The sequence below is a fragment of the Massilia sp. NBRC 108631 genome, from assembly GCF_059704565.1.
The window spans coordinates 43,406-58,083 of the sequence record NZ_BAAKJE010000066.1 but is presented as its reverse complement, the minus strand read 5'-3'; the positions used below and the strand labels follow the sequence as shown (position 1 = coordinate 58,083).

19 protein-coding genes are annotated in these 14,678 nt (G+C 64.0%); 16 read left to right on the top strand and 3 right to left on the bottom strand.

What is annotated here, in order from left to right; all coding sequences use genetic code 11:
• Positions 1–11: 11 nt before the first annotated feature.
• The 16 genes from AC6H42_RS07445 to tatC all read left to right on the top strand — a co-directional run bounded on the left by AC6H42_RS07445 (position 12) and on the right by tatC (position 11,415).
• On the top strand, positions 12–248 hold the full coding sequence (locus AC6H42_RS07445; RefSeq protein WP_057154127.1) for a BolA family protein: 237 nt from the start codon (positions 12–14) through the stop codon (positions 246–248).
• Between the two features lie 10 nt (positions 249–258).
• Positions 259–1,509, top strand: coding sequence for a UDP-N-acetylglucosamine 1-carboxyvinyltransferase (gene murA / locus AC6H42_RS07440; RefSeq protein WP_497547747.1), 1,251 nt, complete (start codon positions 259–261; stop codon positions 1,507–1,509).
• 10 nt (positions 1,510–1,519) lie between these two features.
• Positions 1,520–2,194, top strand: coding sequence for an ATP phosphoribosyltransferase (hisG, locus tag AC6H42_RS07435; RefSeq protein WP_057154125.1), 675 nt, complete (start codon positions 1,520–1,522; stop codon positions 2,192–2,194).
• Positions 2,194–3,525, top strand: coding sequence for a histidinol dehydrogenase (gene hisD / locus AC6H42_RS07430; RefSeq protein WP_057154124.1), 1,332 nt, complete (start codon positions 2,194–2,196; stop codon positions 3,523–3,525). The genes hisG and hisD overlap by 1 nt, the downstream gene beginning before the upstream one ends.
• The gene (locus tag AC6H42_RS07425; RefSeq protein WP_497547746.1) at positions 3,525–4,550 is read left to right on the top strand and encodes a DNA-methyltransferase; all 1,026 of its coding nucleotides are present in this window, start codon (positions 3,525–3,527) and stop codon (positions 4,548–4,550) included. The genes hisD and AC6H42_RS07425 overlap by 1 nt, the downstream gene beginning before the upstream one ends.
• An 18-nt stretch (positions 4,551–4,568) precedes the next feature.
• A complete protein-coding gene (gene hisC, locus AC6H42_RS07420) occupies positions 4,569–5,660 on the top strand; it encodes a histidinol-phosphate transaminase (RefSeq protein WP_497547745.1) in 1,092 nt (363 codons plus the stop codon).
• A gap of 19 nt (positions 5,661–5,679) precedes the next feature.
• Positions 5,680–6,270, top strand: a complete 591-nt coding sequence (gene hisB / locus AC6H42_RS07415; protein ID WP_056399982.1) for an imidazoleglycerol-phosphate dehydratase HisB — start codon at positions 5,680–5,682, stop codon at positions 6,268–6,270.
• Positions 6,271–6,328: 58 nt separating this feature from the next.
• On the top strand, positions 6,329–6,967 hold the full coding sequence (gene hisH / locus AC6H42_RS07410) for an imidazole glycerol phosphate synthase subunit HisH (protein ID WP_082551642.1): 639 nt from the start codon (positions 6,329–6,331) through the stop codon (positions 6,965–6,967).
• A gap of 52 nt (positions 6,968–7,019) precedes the next feature.
• A complete protein-coding gene (hisA, locus tag AC6H42_RS07405; protein WP_057154122.1) occupies positions 7,020–7,799 on the top strand; it encodes a 1-(5-phosphoribosyl)-5-[(5-phosphoribosylamino)methylideneamino]imidazole-4-carboxamide isomerase in 780 nt (259 codons plus the stop codon).
• A gap of 7 nt (positions 7,800–7,806) precedes the next feature.
• On the top strand, positions 7,807–8,568 hold the full coding sequence (gene hisF / locus AC6H42_RS07400; RefSeq protein ID WP_057154121.1) for an imidazole glycerol phosphate synthase subunit HisF: 762 nt from the start codon (positions 7,807–7,809) through the stop codon (positions 8,566–8,568).
• Between the two features lie 36 nt (positions 8,569–8,604).
• On the top strand, positions 8,605–9,042 hold the full coding sequence (gene hisI / locus AC6H42_RS07395) for a phosphoribosyl-AMP cyclohydrolase (protein WP_057154315.1): 438 nt from the start codon (positions 8,605–8,607) through the stop codon (positions 9,040–9,042).
• On the top strand, positions 9,039–9,377 hold the full coding sequence (locus AC6H42_RS07390) for a phosphoribosyl-ATP diphosphatase (RefSeq protein WP_057154120.1): 339 nt from the start codon (positions 9,039–9,041) through the stop codon (positions 9,375–9,377). The genes hisI and AC6H42_RS07390 overlap by 4 nt, the downstream gene beginning before the upstream one ends.
• Before the next feature lie 15 nt (positions 9,378–9,392).
• Positions 9,393–9,764, top strand: a complete 372-nt coding sequence (locus tag AC6H42_RS07385) for a histidine triad nucleotide-binding protein (RefSeq protein ID WP_056399972.1) — start codon at positions 9,393–9,395, stop codon at positions 9,762–9,764.
• Positions 9,765–9,900: 136 nt separating this feature from the next.
• Positions 9,901–10,143: a Sec-independent protein translocase subunit TatA gene (tatA, locus tag AC6H42_RS07380; protein WP_057154314.1), complete on the top strand. Its 243-nt coding sequence runs from the start codon at positions 9,901–9,903 to the stop codon at positions 10,141–10,143.
• A 21-nt stretch (positions 10,144–10,164) separates the two neighbouring features.
• Positions 10,165–10,659, top strand: a complete 495-nt coding sequence (gene tatB, locus AC6H42_RS07375) for a Sec-independent protein translocase protein TatB (protein ID WP_057154119.1) — start codon at positions 10,165–10,167, stop codon at positions 10,657–10,659.
• Entirely contained in the window at positions 10,660–11,415 is a 756-nt protein-coding gene (gene tatC / locus AC6H42_RS07370; RefSeq protein WP_057154118.1) for a twin-arginine translocase subunit TatC, read from the top strand.
• On the opposite strand, the gene AC6H42_RS07365 is transcribed toward tatC, so the two are convergent.
• The 3 genes from AC6H42_RS07365 to AC6H42_RS07355 all read right to left on the bottom strand — a co-directional run bounded on the left by AC6H42_RS07365 (position 11,412) and on the right by AC6H42_RS07355 (position 14,666).
• Positions 11,412–12,011 (bottom strand): CCDC90 family protein, encoded by a 600-nt coding sequence (locus AC6H42_RS07365; protein ID WP_497547744.1) that lies wholly within the window; start codon positions 12,009–12,011, stop codon positions 11,412–11,414. The genes tatC and AC6H42_RS07365 overlap by 4 nt on opposite strands.
• A 108-nt stretch (positions 12,012–12,119) precedes the next feature.
• The gene (locus AC6H42_RS07360) at positions 12,120–14,021 is read right to left on the bottom strand and encodes a DUF885 domain-containing protein (protein WP_497547743.1); all 1,902 of its coding nucleotides are present in this window, start codon (positions 14,019–14,021) and stop codon (positions 12,120–12,122) included.
• A 159-nt stretch (positions 14,022–14,180) separates the two neighbouring features.
• Entirely contained in the window at positions 14,181–14,666 is a 486-nt protein-coding gene (locus AC6H42_RS07355) for a hypothetical protein (RefSeq protein WP_057154115.1), read from the bottom strand.
• Between the last annotated feature and the right edge of the window lie 12 nt (positions 14,667–14,678).

Sequence of the window (14,678 nt, the reverse complement as noted above, 5' to 3'; positions counted from 1 at the left end):
AAAACAACACCATGACCACCACTCCAGAAGCGATCCACGGCTATATCGCGGCCGGCCTCGAATGCACCCACCTTGAAGTGGAGGGCGACGGCCAGCACTTCCAGGCCGTGATCGTCTCGCCGGCGTTTGCCGGCAAGCGTCCGATCCAGCGCCACCAGCTGGTGTACGCCGCACTGGGCGACCGCATGCGCGAGGAAATCCACGCGCTGTCGATGAAAACGCTGACCCCAGAAGAATACCAAGGCTAAGGACGACACCATGGACAAACTCCTCATCACCGGCGGCAAGCGCCTGGTCGGCGACGTCACCATCTCCGGCGCCAAGAACGCGGCGCTGCCCATCCTGTGCGCCGGCCTGCTGACGGCGGGCGACGTGGTGCTGGACAATGTGCCGCACCTGCACGACGTGGCCACCATGCTCAAGCTGCTGGGCCAGACCGGCCTGGCAGTGCAGCAGGACGGCGAGCGGGTAGTGCTGAACGGCAGCGCCATCGACAAGCTGGAAGCGCCGTACGAGCTGGTGAAAACCATGCGCGCCTCGATCCTGGTGCTGGGCCCGCTGCTGGCGCGTTTCGGCGAAGCGAAGGTCTCGCTGCCGGGCGGCTGCGCCATCGGCTCGCGCCCGGTGGACCAGCACATCAAGGGCCTGCAGGCGCTGGGCGCCGAGATCACCATCGACGCCGGCTACATCTACGCCAAGTGCAAGAAACTCAAGGGCGCCCGCATCGTCACCGACATGATCACGGTGACCGGCACCGAGAACCTGCTGATGGCGGCCACCCTGGCCGAGGGCGAAACCATCCTGGAAAACGCCGCGCGCGAGCCGGAGGTGACCGACCTGGCCAACTTGCTGGTGGCCATGGGCGCGCAGATCTCCGGCATCGGCACCGACCGCCTGGTGATCCAGGGCGTGCCTGAACTGCACGGCGCCTCGCATTCCGTGATCTCGGACCGCATCGAAGCGGCCACCTTCCTGTGCGCCGTGGCGGCCACCGGCGGCGACATCACCCTGCACAACACCCGCACCGACATCATGGACGCCGCGCTCGACAAGCTGCGCGAGATCGGCCTGCAAATGACCATCGGCAAAGACACCATCCGCGCGCAAATGGATGCGCGCCCGAACCCGGTGACTTTCCGTACCACCGAATACCCTGGCTTCCCGACCGATATGCAGGCCCAGTTCATGGCGGTGAACACCATCGCCAATGGCGCCAGCCGCGTGACCGAAACCATTTTCGAGAACCGCTTCATGCACGTCCAGGAGATGAACCGCCTGGGCGCCGCAATTGAAACCGACGGCAACACGGCCTTTATCAAAGGCGTGGATCAGCTGGTGGGCGCGCCCGTGATGGCGACCGACCTGCGCGCTTCGGCTTCGCTGGTGATCGCAGGCCTGGCCGCCAAGGGCGAAACGCTGATCGACCGCATCTACCACCTCGACCGCGGCTACGACCGCATGGAAGTGAAGCTGCAGGCGATCGGCGCCAACATCAGCCGAATCAAGTAAAGAGACCATCATGAGCGGATTTAACAGCGACGCCAATTCCCAGCTGATCCTTGCGCTGTCGAAGGGCCGTATTTTCGAAGACACCTTGCCGCTGCTGGAAGCGGCCGGCATCACCGTCACCGAGAATCCGGAAACTTCGCGCAAGCTGATCCTGGCCACCAACGACCCCAATGTGCGCGTGCTGATTGTGCGCGCCACCGATGTGCCGACCTATGTGCAGCACGGCGCGGCGGACTTCGGCGTGGCCGGCAAGGACGTGCTGATCGAGCACGGCGGCGAGGGCCTGTACCAGCCGGTGGATCTGAACATCGCGCAGTGCCGCATGTCGGTCGCTGTGAAATCCGGCTTCGACTACGAAGCGGCGGTGCGCCAGGGCGCGCGCCTGCGCGTGGCCACCAAGTTTACCACCACCGCGCGCGAGCACTTCGCCGCCAAGGGCGTGCACGTGGACCTGATCAAGCTGTACGGCTCGATGGAGCTGGCGCCGCTGGTCGGCCTGTCGGACGCCATCGTCGACCTGGTGTCGACCGGCAGCACGCTGCGCGCCAACAACCTGGTGGAAGTCGAAGAGATCATGGACATCTCCTCGCGCCTGGTGGTGAACCAGGCGGCGCTCAAGCTCAAGCGCCAGCGTCTGCAACCGATTATCGAAGCGTTCGAGCGTGCTTCGAAAAAGGTGAAGTAATGGCTATCCAGATCCGCAAACTCGATTCCTCGGCCGCCGATTTCAAGCCGACCCTGGACGCGCTGCTGGCCTTCGAAGCGTCCACCGACGACGCCATCGAAACCGCCGTTGCCAAGATCCTGGCCGACGTGAAAGCGCGCGGCAATGCCGCCGTGCTGGAATACACCAACCGCTTCGACCGCCTGCCCAACGGCGGCGCCGCCTCGGTGGACACGCTGGACTTGCCGCAGGCCGAACTGCAAGCCGCGCTGGCGGCGCTGCCGGCAACCCAGCGCGCTGCGCTGCAAGTGGCGGCCGACCGTATCCGCGTGTTCCACGAGCGCCAGAAGCAGGAGCTGCAAGGCTTCAGCTACACCGAGCCTGACGGCACCGTGTTGGGCCAGCGCATCACGCCGCTGGACCGCGTCGGCATCTACGTCCCGGGCGGCAAGGCCGCCTATCCCTCGTCGGTGCTGATGAACGCGATTCCCGCGCAAGTGGCGGGCGTGAGCGAAATCATCATGGTGGTGCCGACCCCGGACGGCGTGAAGAACCAGATGGTGCTGGCCGCCGCCGCGCTGGCCGGCGTCACCCGCGTCATCACGATCGGCGGCGCGCAGGCGGTCGGCGCGCTGGCCTACGGCACCGAGAGCATCGCCGCCGTCGACAAGATCGTCGGCCCCGGCAACGCCTACGTGGCCGCGGCCAAGCGCCGCGTGTTCGGCACCGTCGGCATCGACATGATCGCCGGCCCGTCCGAGATCCTGATCGTTTGCGACGGCAGCACCGACCCGGACTGGGTGGCCATGGACCTGTTCTCGCAGGCCGAGCACGACGAGCTGGCGCAGGCCATCCTGTTGTGCCCGGACGCTGGCTACATCGCGCAGGTGGAGGCCAGCATCAACAAGCTGCTGCCCACGATGCCGCGCCAGGACGTGATCCGCACCTCGCTGAACGACCGCGGCGCGCTGGTCAAGGTGCGCGACATGGACCAGGCCTGCGCCATCGCCAACAGCATCGCCGCCGAGCACCTGGAAATCTCGGCGCTGGAACCGCAGCAGTGGGCCGACAAGATCCGCCACGCCGGCGCCATGTTCCTGGGCCGCTTCTCGTCCGAGTCGCTGGGCGACTATTGCTGCGGCCCGAACCACGTGCTGCCGACGTCGCGCACCGCGCGCTTCTCGTCGCCGCTGGGCGTGTACGACTTCCAGAAGCGCTCGTCCATCATCTTCGTGTCCGAGGCCGGCGCGCAAACGCTGGGCAAAGTGGCGGCCGAACTGGCTTACGGCGAAGGCCTGCAGGCGCACGCCCGCAGCGCCGAGTTGCGCATCAAGGCCGGCGGAAGCAACTGATGAGCGACTGGCTGAACCAGGTCTTCTGCGAGGATGCGCTGGCCGGACTGGCGCGCATCCCGGACGGCGCCGTCGACCTGATCCTGACCGATCCGCCCTACAACCTGGGCAAGGACTACGGCAATGCGTCGGACCAGCAAACGGTGGAGGAATACCTGCGCTGGACCGAGCAGTGGATCGACGCGGCGCTGCCCAAGCTCAAGCCGAACGGCAGCCTGTACATCTTTTTGACCTGGCGCTTTTCGCCGGAGATCTTCGTCATGCTGAAACAGCGCATGACGATGATGAATGAAATCATCTGGGACCGCCGCGTGCCGTCCATGGGCGGCAGCGTGCGCAGCTATTCGTCGGTGCACGACACGGTGGGCTTTTTCGTCGGCCGCAAGGACTACTACTTCGACCTGGACGCCGTGCGCATTCCCTACGACGCCGAGACCAAGAAGGCGCGCTCGCGTTCCATCTTCATCGGCGCCAAGTGGCTGGAGGTGGGCTACAACCCGAAGGACGTGTGGAGCGTGTCGCGCCTGCACCGCGAGCACCCGGAGCGGGCCGACCACCCGACCCAGAAGCCGCTGGAGATCATCGAGCGCATGGTCAAGGCCTCGTGCCCGCCGGGCGGCGTGGTGCTGGACCTGTTCATGGGCAGCGGCACCACCGCGCTGGCCGCGCGCCGCTGCGGGCGCCAGTTCGTCGGTTTCGAACTGAACCCGCAATACTGCGCCATCATCAACCAGCGCCTGGCCGCGCTGGAAACGCTCGAGGCGCTGGCGCTGGCGGCGGCGCCGGATGCGCCGGCCAAGCCGAAGTCCGAGGCCCGGCCGAAGGCCAAAGCCGCAGCAACGGCCAAGGCGGCCGCGCCGGCAAAGAACGCCGCAATAAAGAAAGCCGCAACAAAGAAAGCCGCAACAAAGAAAGCCGCAATCAAGAAAGCCGCAACCAAGAAAGCCGCCGCCGCCCCCACGGCAGCCGCGCCCAAGCGATCACGGGCCGTGAAAAAGGCGCCCCCCGAAGAAGTTACCATTTAAGTTAAGGAGTGCAGCAAGATGTCCATCGACAGTCTCATCCGCAACACCATCCGTTCCGACGTACTGGCCGTTCCAGGCTACCACGTGGCAGATGCAAGCGGTTTTATCAAACTGGACGCGATGGAAAATCCTTATCCGCTGCCCGCGCATCTGGCCGCCGAGCTGGCCGGCCGCCTGGCCGCCGTGGCGCTGAACCGCTACCCGGTGGCCTCCTACGCCAGCGTCAAGGAACGCATCTGCAAGCAGCTCGGCGTGCCGGCCGGCTACGACGTCCTGCTGGGCAACGGCTCCGACGAGCTGATCTCCATCCTGGACATGGCCTGCGCCCGCCAGGACCGCCGCGCCGTGGTGCTGGCGCCGGTGCCCACCTTCGTCATGTACGCCCGCTCGGCGCAATTTGCCGGCATGGACTTTGTCGGCGTGCCGCTGAAGGACGACCTGACCCTGGACCTGCCCGCCATGCTGGCCGCCATCGCCCGGCACCAGCCGGCCCTGGTCTACCTGTCGTATCCGAACAACCCGACCGGCAACCTGTTCGGTGCGGATGACATCGTCGCCATCATCGAGGCGCTGGGCGACACCGGCCTGGCCGTGGTGGACGAGGCCTACGAGCCGTTCGCCCAGCAGAGCTTCATGCACCGCCTGCCGGAATTCGACAATCTGGTGGTGATGCGCACCGTGTCCAAACTGGGCCTGGCCGGCATCCGCCTCGGCTACATGTCGGCGGCCCCGAAATTGCTGGAACAGTTCGACAAGGTCCGTCCGCCGTATAATGTGAACGTGCTGACGCAAGTCGCCGCCGAATTCGCACTCGACAACCTCGACGTGCTCAACCAGCAAGCCGCCATTCTGCGCGAACAACGCGCACTGCTGGCAGAGGCCTTGGCCGCCGTACCCGGCGTGCAAGTGTTCCCCTCCGCCGCCAATTTCATCCTCGCCCGGGTGCCCGACGCCGACGCCGCTAATACCTATCTGTTGTCCCGTAAGGTACTGGTCAAAAATGTGGGTAAAATGCACAGTGTACTGGCCAATTGTCTGCGTATCACGGTCAGCACCCCGGAAGAGAACGCCGCTTTCCTCGAAGCATTTAAAGCATCGCAGGCAGCCTAAGACCAACGTAGAGCTTTCCATGAACCGCACCGCAGAAATCACCCGCAACACCAACGAGACCCAGATCCGTGTCGCCATCAACCTGGATGGCACCGGCGTGCAGAAGCTGAACACGGGCGTCCCCTTCCTGGACCACATGCTGGACCAGATCGCCCGCCACGGCCTGTTCGACCTGGAAGTGGAAGCCACCGGCGACATCCATATCGACAACCACCACACTGTGGAAGACGTGGGCATCACGCTGGGCATGGCGTTCGCCAAGGCCATCGGCGACAAGAAGGGCATCGTGCGCTACGGCCACTCCTACGTGCCGCTGGATGAGGCGCTGTCGCGCGTGGTGATCGATTTTTCCGGCCGCCCAGGCATCGAATACCACATCCCGTTTACCCGCGCCATGATAGGCGGCTTCGACGTCGACCTGACGCTGGAATTTTTCCGCGGTTTCGTCAACCATGCGCTGGTGACATTGCATATCGACAACTTGCGCGGCACCAATGCGCACCACCAGTGCGAAACCGTGTTCAAGGCTTTCGGCCGCGCGCTGCGCATGGCCACCACGCTGGACGAACGCGCAGCGGGCACCATACCGTCGACCAAAGGTAGCTTGTAATCAATCGCAGCGCGGTTCGCCCTTGCGCGGGCCGCGCTGTCTCTGCTTGAATGGCACTATGAAGAAAATTGTTGTTGTGGATTACGGCATGGGCAACCTGCGCTCGGTGGCGCAAGCGCTGCGCGCCGTGGCGCCGGAAGCCGATATCGTTATTTCGGGGCAAGTGGCCGACATTGAAAATGCCGACCGCATCGTGCTGCCCGGCCAGGGCGCCATGCCGGACTGCATGCGCAGCCTGCGCGAGTCCGGCGTGCAGGACGCGCTGCTGCGCGCGGCCGAGAGCAAGCCGCTGATGGGCGTGTGCATCGGCGAACAAATGCTGTTCGACTCGTCGGAAGAGGGCGGTGCGCTGGGCCTGGGTTTGTTGCCGGGCAAGGTGGTGCGCTTCCAGCTGGACGGCCAGCTGCAGCAGGACGGTTCGCGCTTCAAGGTGCCGCAGATGGGCTGGAACCAAGTGCGCCAGCGCGCGTCTCACCCCATGTGGGCCGGGATCCCGGACAACAGCTATTTTTATTTTGTGCACAGCTACTACGTGCAGCCGGGTGACGACGCGCACAGCGTGGGCGAGACCGTGTACGGCGCGCCGTTCTGCTCTGCCGTGGCGCGCGACAACGTGTTCGCCACGCAGTTCCACCCGGAGAAGAGCGCCGCCGTGGGCCTGCAGCTGTACAAGAATTTCGTGCATTGGCAACCGTAAGAAACTTATCAGTCACCTTCGGCAACCCTAAACTTTTCAACTCACACATACTATGCTGCTCATTCCTGCCATCGACCTCAAAGACGGTCACTGCGTACGCCTGAAACAGGGCGATATGGAACTTGCTACCGTATTTTCCGAAGACCCGGCCGACATGGCGCTGCACTGGCTCAAGCAGGGCGCGCGCCGCCTGCACCTGGTGGACCTGAACGGCGCCTTCGCCGGCAAGCCGAAAAACGAAGGCGCCATCAAGGCCATCCTGAAGGCGGTGCAGGACTTCGCCGAGGAAAACGACATCGACGAGATCCCCGTGCAGCTGGGCGGCGGCATCCGCGACCTCGACACCATCGAGCGCTACCTGGACGCCGGCATCACCTACGTCATCATCGGCACCGCCGCCGTGAAAAGCCCGGGCTTCCTGCACGATGCCTGCGGCGCCTTCCCGGGCCACATCATCGTCGGCCTGGACGCCAAGGACGGCAAGGTGGCCACCGACGGCTGGAGCAAGATGTCCGGCCACGAGGTGATCGACCTGGCGCAGAAATTCGAAGCTTACGGCGTGGAATCCATCATCTACACCGACATCGGCCGCGACGGCATGATGGGCGGGGTGAACATCGAAGCGACCGTGAAACTGGCGCAGGCGGTGAAGATACCCGTGATCGCCTCCGGCGGCCTGCACAACATTTCCGACGTGGAAGCGCTGTGCGCGGTGCAGGACGAAGGCATCGAAGGCGTGATCTGCGGCCGTTCGATCTACGAAGGCACGCTCGACTTGAACACGGCGCAGCTGCGCGCCGACGAACTGACGGAAGGCAGTCTGGAAGACTGATCCCACCATGCTTGCAAAACGCATCATCCCCTGCCTGGACGTGACCGACGGCCGCGTCGTCAAAGGCGTCAACTTCACCGAGCTGCGCGACGCCGGCGACCCGGTGGAAATCGCGCGCCGCTACGACCAGCAGGGCGCCGACGAACTGACCTTCCTCGACATTACCGCCTCCTCGGACAACCGCGGCCTGATCCTCGACATCATCGAAGCGGTGGCGTCGCAGGTCTTCATTCCGCTGACCGTGGGCGGCGGCGTGCGCGAGGTGGCCGATGTGCGCCGCCTGCTCAACGCCGGCGCCGACAAGGTCAGCATGAATACCTCGGCCGTGACCAATCCGCAACTGGTGTTCGACGCCTCGCAAAAGCACGGTTCGCAGTGCATCGTGGTGGCGATCGACGCCAAGCAGGTGCAGCCCGGCCGCTGGGAAGTGTTTACCCACGGCGGACGCAAGGCCACCGGCCTGGACGCGGTCGCCTGGGCGCAGAAAATGGAATCGCTGGGCGCCGGCGAATTGCTGCTCACCAGCATGGACCGCGACGGCACCAAGTCCGGCTTCGACCTGGGCCTGACGCGCGCCGTGTCGGACGCGGTGGGCATCCCGGTGATCGCCTCGGGCGGCGTGGGCGGCTTGCAGGATCTGGCCGACGGCGTCAAGCTGGGCCGCGCGGACGCCGTGCTGGCGGCCAGCATTTTCCACTATGGCCAGCACACCGTGCAGGAAGCCAAGCGCTTCATGGCGCAGCAGGGCATTCCGATGCGCCTGAGCTGATGCTTAGTGGCTAGACATAAGGAAAACCGTATCATGATGCCGACACAGACGCCCAGCGTGGCCAAGGCCAAGTGGCTGAACAAGATCAAGTGGGACGAACACGGCCTGGTGCCGGTGATCGCGCAGGAGGCGGGCAGTAACGACGTGCTGATGTTCGCCTGGATGAACCGCGACGCGCTGTATAAAACGGTGGAGCTGGGCGAGGCGGTGTACTGGAGCCGCTCGCGCAAGAAGCTGTGGCACAAGGGCGAGGAATCGGGCCACGTGCAGAAGGTGCTGGAGATCCGGCTGGACTGCGACGAGGACGTGGTGCTGCTGAAGATCGAGCAGGCCGGCGGCATCGCCTGCCACACCGGCCGCCACTCCTGTTTCTTCAACAAGTTCGACGGCGACGCCAAAGAGGGCGACTGGCAGGCCAGGGAGCCGGTGCTGAAAGACCCGGACACGATTTACACGGAAGCGAAAAGCAAATGAGCACCATCCTGGACCGCGTAGCGGCCACCATCGAGTCGCGCAAGCCGGCCAACGGCGGCGACCCGGCCACGTCCTACGTGGCCAAGCTGTTCGCCAAGGGCGACGACGCCATCCTGAAAAAGGTCGGCGAGGAGGCCACCGAGTTCGTGATGGCCTCGAAAGACGCGCGCCACGGCGGCGATACTTCCAAAGTACTGTACGAATGCGCCGACTTGTGGTTCCATTCGATGGTGATGCTGGCCCAGTTCGGTTTAACGCCGCAACAGGTGCTCGACGAGCTGGCGCGCCGCGAAGGCGTGTCCGGCATCGAGGAAAAAGCGTCCCGCAAAGAATAACTTACTGGAGTTGTTGTGGAAAACTGCCTGTTTTGCAAGATTGCCGAGAAAAAGATTCCCTCCACCATCGTGTATGAAGACGAAGACTTGCTCGCCTTCAAGGACATCCACCCGCACGCGCCGGTGCACCTGCTGGTGATCCCCAAGACCCACATCGGCACCCTGTCGGACTGCAGCGCCGGCCATGCGCCGCTGCTGGGCAAGATGCTGGCGCTGGCGCCGCGCCTGGCCGAAGAGCACGGCGTGGCCGTGGCTTACGACGAGGACGGCGCGCCGCAGCGCGGTTACAAGACGGTGATTAACAGCGGACCGGACGGCGGCCAGGAAATCTACCACCTGCACCTGCACGTGATCGGCGGCCCGCACCCGTGGCGCCACGAGCGCTGAGGCCCTGACGAACTAGTACGGTAGCAATAAATATTGCTACTACTTCATGACAAGCACATGACAGGCGCGCTTCGCGTATACTGTCCGCACTAACCGCAATTTTTTGGGGCGCGTTGCGTTCCGCAAGGGGAATATGATGGGTTCGATGAGCATCTGGCACTGGCTGGTGGTACTGGTAATTATCATGCTGGTCTTCGGCACCAAAAAACTGGGCAATATCGGCTCGGACGTGGGCAAGGCAGTGAAGGGCTTCAAGGATGGCGTGAAGGGCGGCGAAGAGGAAAACAAGGCCGCTGCACCCGGCACGCCAGGCAGCACCCAGCAAGTGGCGGACAAGTCCACCATCGACGTGGAAGCCAAAGAGAAAAACAAGCTGTAATGCGTTGCAGCTAAGGCGTTTATGATCGATCTCGGTCTCTCCAAACTTGCCATCATCGGCGTGGTCGCGCTGATCGTCATCGGTCCGGAAAAGCTGCCCAAGGTGGCGCGCATGGTCGGGACGCTGTACGGCCGCGCCCAGCGTTACCTGCACGACGTGAAATCCGAAGTCAGCCGCGAAATCGAGCTGGAGGAGCTGCGCAACTTGCAAAAAGAAGTGCAGGAAACCGCGCAGTCGATCAAGCAGGGCGTGGAGCAATCGATCTCGGAAAGCGTGGCCGAGGTACAGAACGCCTGGCAGGACAGCAGTCCGGGCCACGATTACGGGCAAGTGCCGCCCAGCCCCGAGCACCTGGCCCGCAAGGCCAAGGAGTTCCGCCGCAAGCGCCTGGTGCGCACCTCGGCGCTGCCGGCCTGGTACAAGCAGCAGCACGGCACGCGCATGCATGTCACGTCCGGCGCCGCGCGGGTCGCGCGCTTCCGCCCCAGCAGCAAACCTCCTGCATCGTTTTACTAAATGAGTGAACAAACCCCGGTCGAGGAGACATTCATCTCCCACCTGATCGAGCTGCGCGACCGCCTGGTCAAAGCCTCGATCGGTATCGCCATCGTGTGCGCCGCGCTGATGTTCTGGCCGGGCCCGGCGGCCATCTACGACATCATCGCCGCGCCCATGCTCGCTTCGCTGCCCACCGGCTCGAAGATGATCGCCACCGGCGTCATTTCCCCCTTCCTGGTGCCGATGAAGGTGACCCTGCTGCTGGCCTTCATCCTGGCCTTGCCGTGGGTGCTGTACCAGTTGTGGGCCTTCATAGCGCCCGGCCTGTACGCGCACGAGAAGCGCCTGATCGCGCCGCTGGTGATCTCGTCCTCGCTGCTGTTCGCGGCCGGGGTGGCGTTCTGCTACTTCTTCGTATTCGGCCGCGTGTTCCACTTCATTTCGGATTTTTCACCTTCGTCGATCGCGGTCACGCCGGACATTGAAAACTACCTCGATTTCGTCATGTCGATGTGCCTGGCCTTCGGCGCCACTTTCGAGGTGCCGGTGGTGGTGGTGGTGCTGGTACGCATGGGTATCGTGTCGGTGTCCAAGCTGAAGGAAGTGCGGCCGTACGTGATTGTGGGCGCCTTCGTGATTGCCGCCATCGTCACGCCGCCGGACGTGGTGAGCCAGTTCTCGCTGGCGATTCCGATGTGGGTGCTGTTCGAGCTGGGATTGCTGGTGGCGCCGATTTTCGTCAAGGCGACGCAGGCGCCGGAAGAGCCGGTTTAAGCATAGAGCTTGAACAGGATCACGGCATCTACCGCAAACTGGATGCCGAACAGCAGATAAAATCGGGTTTCGAGGCCGGCTATCCTGCGTTCCAAGCCATCGATCCTTAGCTCCAAGGCATCAATCCTGCTGTAGACTTCCTGCTTGAGCAGATCCATCCGGTCGTAGACTTCCTGCTTGAGCAGATCCATCCGGTCGTAGACTTCCTGCTTGAGCAGATCCACCCGGTCGTAGACTTCCTGCTTGAGCAGATCCACCCGGTCGTAGACTTCCTGCTTGAGCAGATCCATCCGGTCGTAGACTTCCTGCTTGAGCAGATCCACCCGGTCGTAGACTTCCTGCTTGAGCAGATCCATCCGGTCGTAGACTTCCTGCTTGAGCAGATCAACCCGGTCATAGACTTCCTGCTTGAGCAGATCCACCCGGGCCAGCAGGTCGCTGCGCTGGATCACCAGATCGGACTCGACGGCTACCTGGCATTCGTTGAGCACGGTGCCCAGCGCTTCCGCTTGCAGCTCAGCCTGCTCTGCGGACAAACCACTTTCCTTCAGCAGCTGCGCATACTTCAGCGTGTCAATCCGGATGGGCATGGTCATGATCGCTCCCGAGTTCATATTAGCAGAACGGGGGCCTCGCCCCCGCCCCCATCGTACCCGGTCGCGCGCGCGGCCCCTTGAGGCCGCGCAACGAGCTTGCTGCCTTGCCTATTGCGTCATCAGCTCACGGATCACGCGCACCGGCGCGCTGCCGTAGCTGAGGAACTGCTCGTTGAACTCCTTGAGCACGAACTTGTTGCCCAGCGCCTGCCTGCGCTCTTCGCGCAGCTCCATGATCTCGCTGTAGCCGCTGAAATAGCTGGCCAGCTGCACCGACGACAGCTGCGCGCGGCGCCATTTCTCGGCCGCTTCGCGCTGGGTCTGGAAAGCCTGGCGCGTCAGCAGGTCCATTGCTTCGGCCTGCTGCATGCCCAGCACGTGCACGCTGTAGTCGAGGATGGTGTTGGTCACGCTGCGCAGATTCCACTTGGAGTACATCAGCCACATCTCCGGCGCGTTGTCGCCGTAGCCGGATTCGAGCATCATGCGCTCGCCGTACACCGCCCAGCCCTCCACCATGGCGCCGTTGCCGAAGATCGATTTCACGATCGACGGCGACTTGTTGGCGTACACCAGCTGCGCATAGTGACCCGGAATCGCTTCGTGGATGTTGAGGATCTGCAGGATCCAGTGGTTGTACTCGCGCAAGCTGCTCTCGGCCTGCTCGGCCGATACGCCATCCAGCGGCGTCACGTTGTAGTAGGTGCGGTCCTGCGGACGGTAGGGGCCCGGCGCCTCGATGCTGGCGCCGGCCACGCCGCGCTGGTAGGCCGGCGTTTCGCGCACTTGCAGCGGCTTGTTCGGGTCCAGCGTCAGCAGGTTCTTCTGGATCACCCAGTCCTGCAGAATCGGGATCTGGCGGCGGATCTCGGGGAAGAAATCCTCGCGCTTGACGTGGTTGGCCGACAGCGTATCGATCATCAAGCCGATCTTCGCGGTGCGGTCGGCCGGCTTGGCGGTGCCGCCCATGTATTTCGGCCACAGTTCGTCGGACAGCCGGTCCATATTCGCCAGCAGCTGCTCGCGCGCCGCCAGCGCCTTGTGGTAGGTCTGCTCGCCGCTGCTGCCGGCCTGGATGTCGAAGGCGAACTTGGCCTCGTACAGGTCCTTGCCGATGCGGAAGGAGCGCCCGCCGCCGGTCTGCGCCATGGTCTTGTCCAGCTCACCCAGCCAGGCGGCATAGCCGTCCACCGCCATTTTCGCCTGGTTCACGCGCTGCGCGAACAGCTGCTTTTCCATCGGCGACAGGATGGATGCCTGCGCCTCCTTGTCCAGGTCCGCCAGCAGCGCGAGCACGCCCGGCGCCTGTGCAATGGCCAGTTGCGTGTGTTCGCGCGTGGGGTTGCTGATGTTGGCGCGCGCCGCGTCGTAATAGGCCGGCACGCCGGCGATGCGCTTGAGCAGCGTGCGCAGGCGCTGCGGCTTGGCCGCATATTCGGTGTTGAGGATGAAGTCGATCGGGCTGGCGATGTTGTACAGCGCCGGGTTCCACTCGAATTCGCGGAACGTGGTCAGGTACCAGCGGTCCGAATTGAGCTTGTTGACCAGCAGCGCCAGGTCGGTGCGCTGCTTGGCCGACAGCTGGCGCGCGTCGGTCTTGGCGAAGCGGCCCAGCCAGTCGTCGATGAAGGCCAGCTGGCTGGCGCGGGTGGCCGCGTCCGGGATGGTCATGCTGGCGGCGGTGTCGTATTTGCCCACCGAGATCGCGGTCTCGGGATCGACTTTCCACAGCGCGCCCAGGAACTGGGTGGACAACGCATCCATGCGGCGGTCCTGGCTGCGCTCGGACGGCGCCTGCTTGATCATCGGCGTCGCTGCTGCTGCTGCTGCTGCTGCTGCGCCCTTGGTGGCCTTGCCGGCGGTGCTTTTACCGCCTTTGCCGGTGGACTTGGACTTGGACGACTTGACGGTCTTGCCGGACTTGGCTTTCTGCGGCGCCTTGGCGGCGCTGGCCGGCGTCAGCGCGAGACAGGCCAGTACTGCTGCCAGCGCGATTTTGGTTTTGATCATGTGAATTTCAGCCCTCAGAGTAATGCGGGGCGCCCGGCCCGACAGGCCCGGCGCGCAGATGCAGCGTGGGAGATTATCATTATTCAGGCCGCTTGCGCAGCCTGTTACACGCCGCTACATGCGAGCGCAGGCCATGGCGCGCAACTGCGCCGCCTGACATCAGTTGATCGCATTGCTGCGGATCAGCTCCTGGTGGCGGGCGTTCAGCCTGGCGACCGCATCCTTGCCGTTCGCCATGCGCGTCAGCAGGATCTCGCTGCCCTTGGTGTAGCGGTGGCCGATGCGGATCGAATAGGAGCGGAACAGCCAGCTGAAGAAGGATTGCACAAACGTGGCTTCGTCCATGTCGCGCCATTTCACGCCCTGCACGCCCTTGGACCACGGCAGGATGCCCGAATACAGCCACACGCCCACATCGTCGTAGTACAGCTGCACGCTGCGCAGCACCAGGATGCGGTAGCCCACCACCAGCACCGCGAACAGCATCACGGCGCCCGCCGCCAGCTCGCTGTAGCGGAACGCGAACGGCAGCGCAAAGCCGAACAGCAGCAGCGCCAGCAGCAGGGTGTTCAGGTAGGCGGTCCAGGACTTCACGCACAGCAGCGTGCCGTGGCCTTCGGGGCGGGATGCATTGTCTTCTTCCATGCTCTGGTTTCC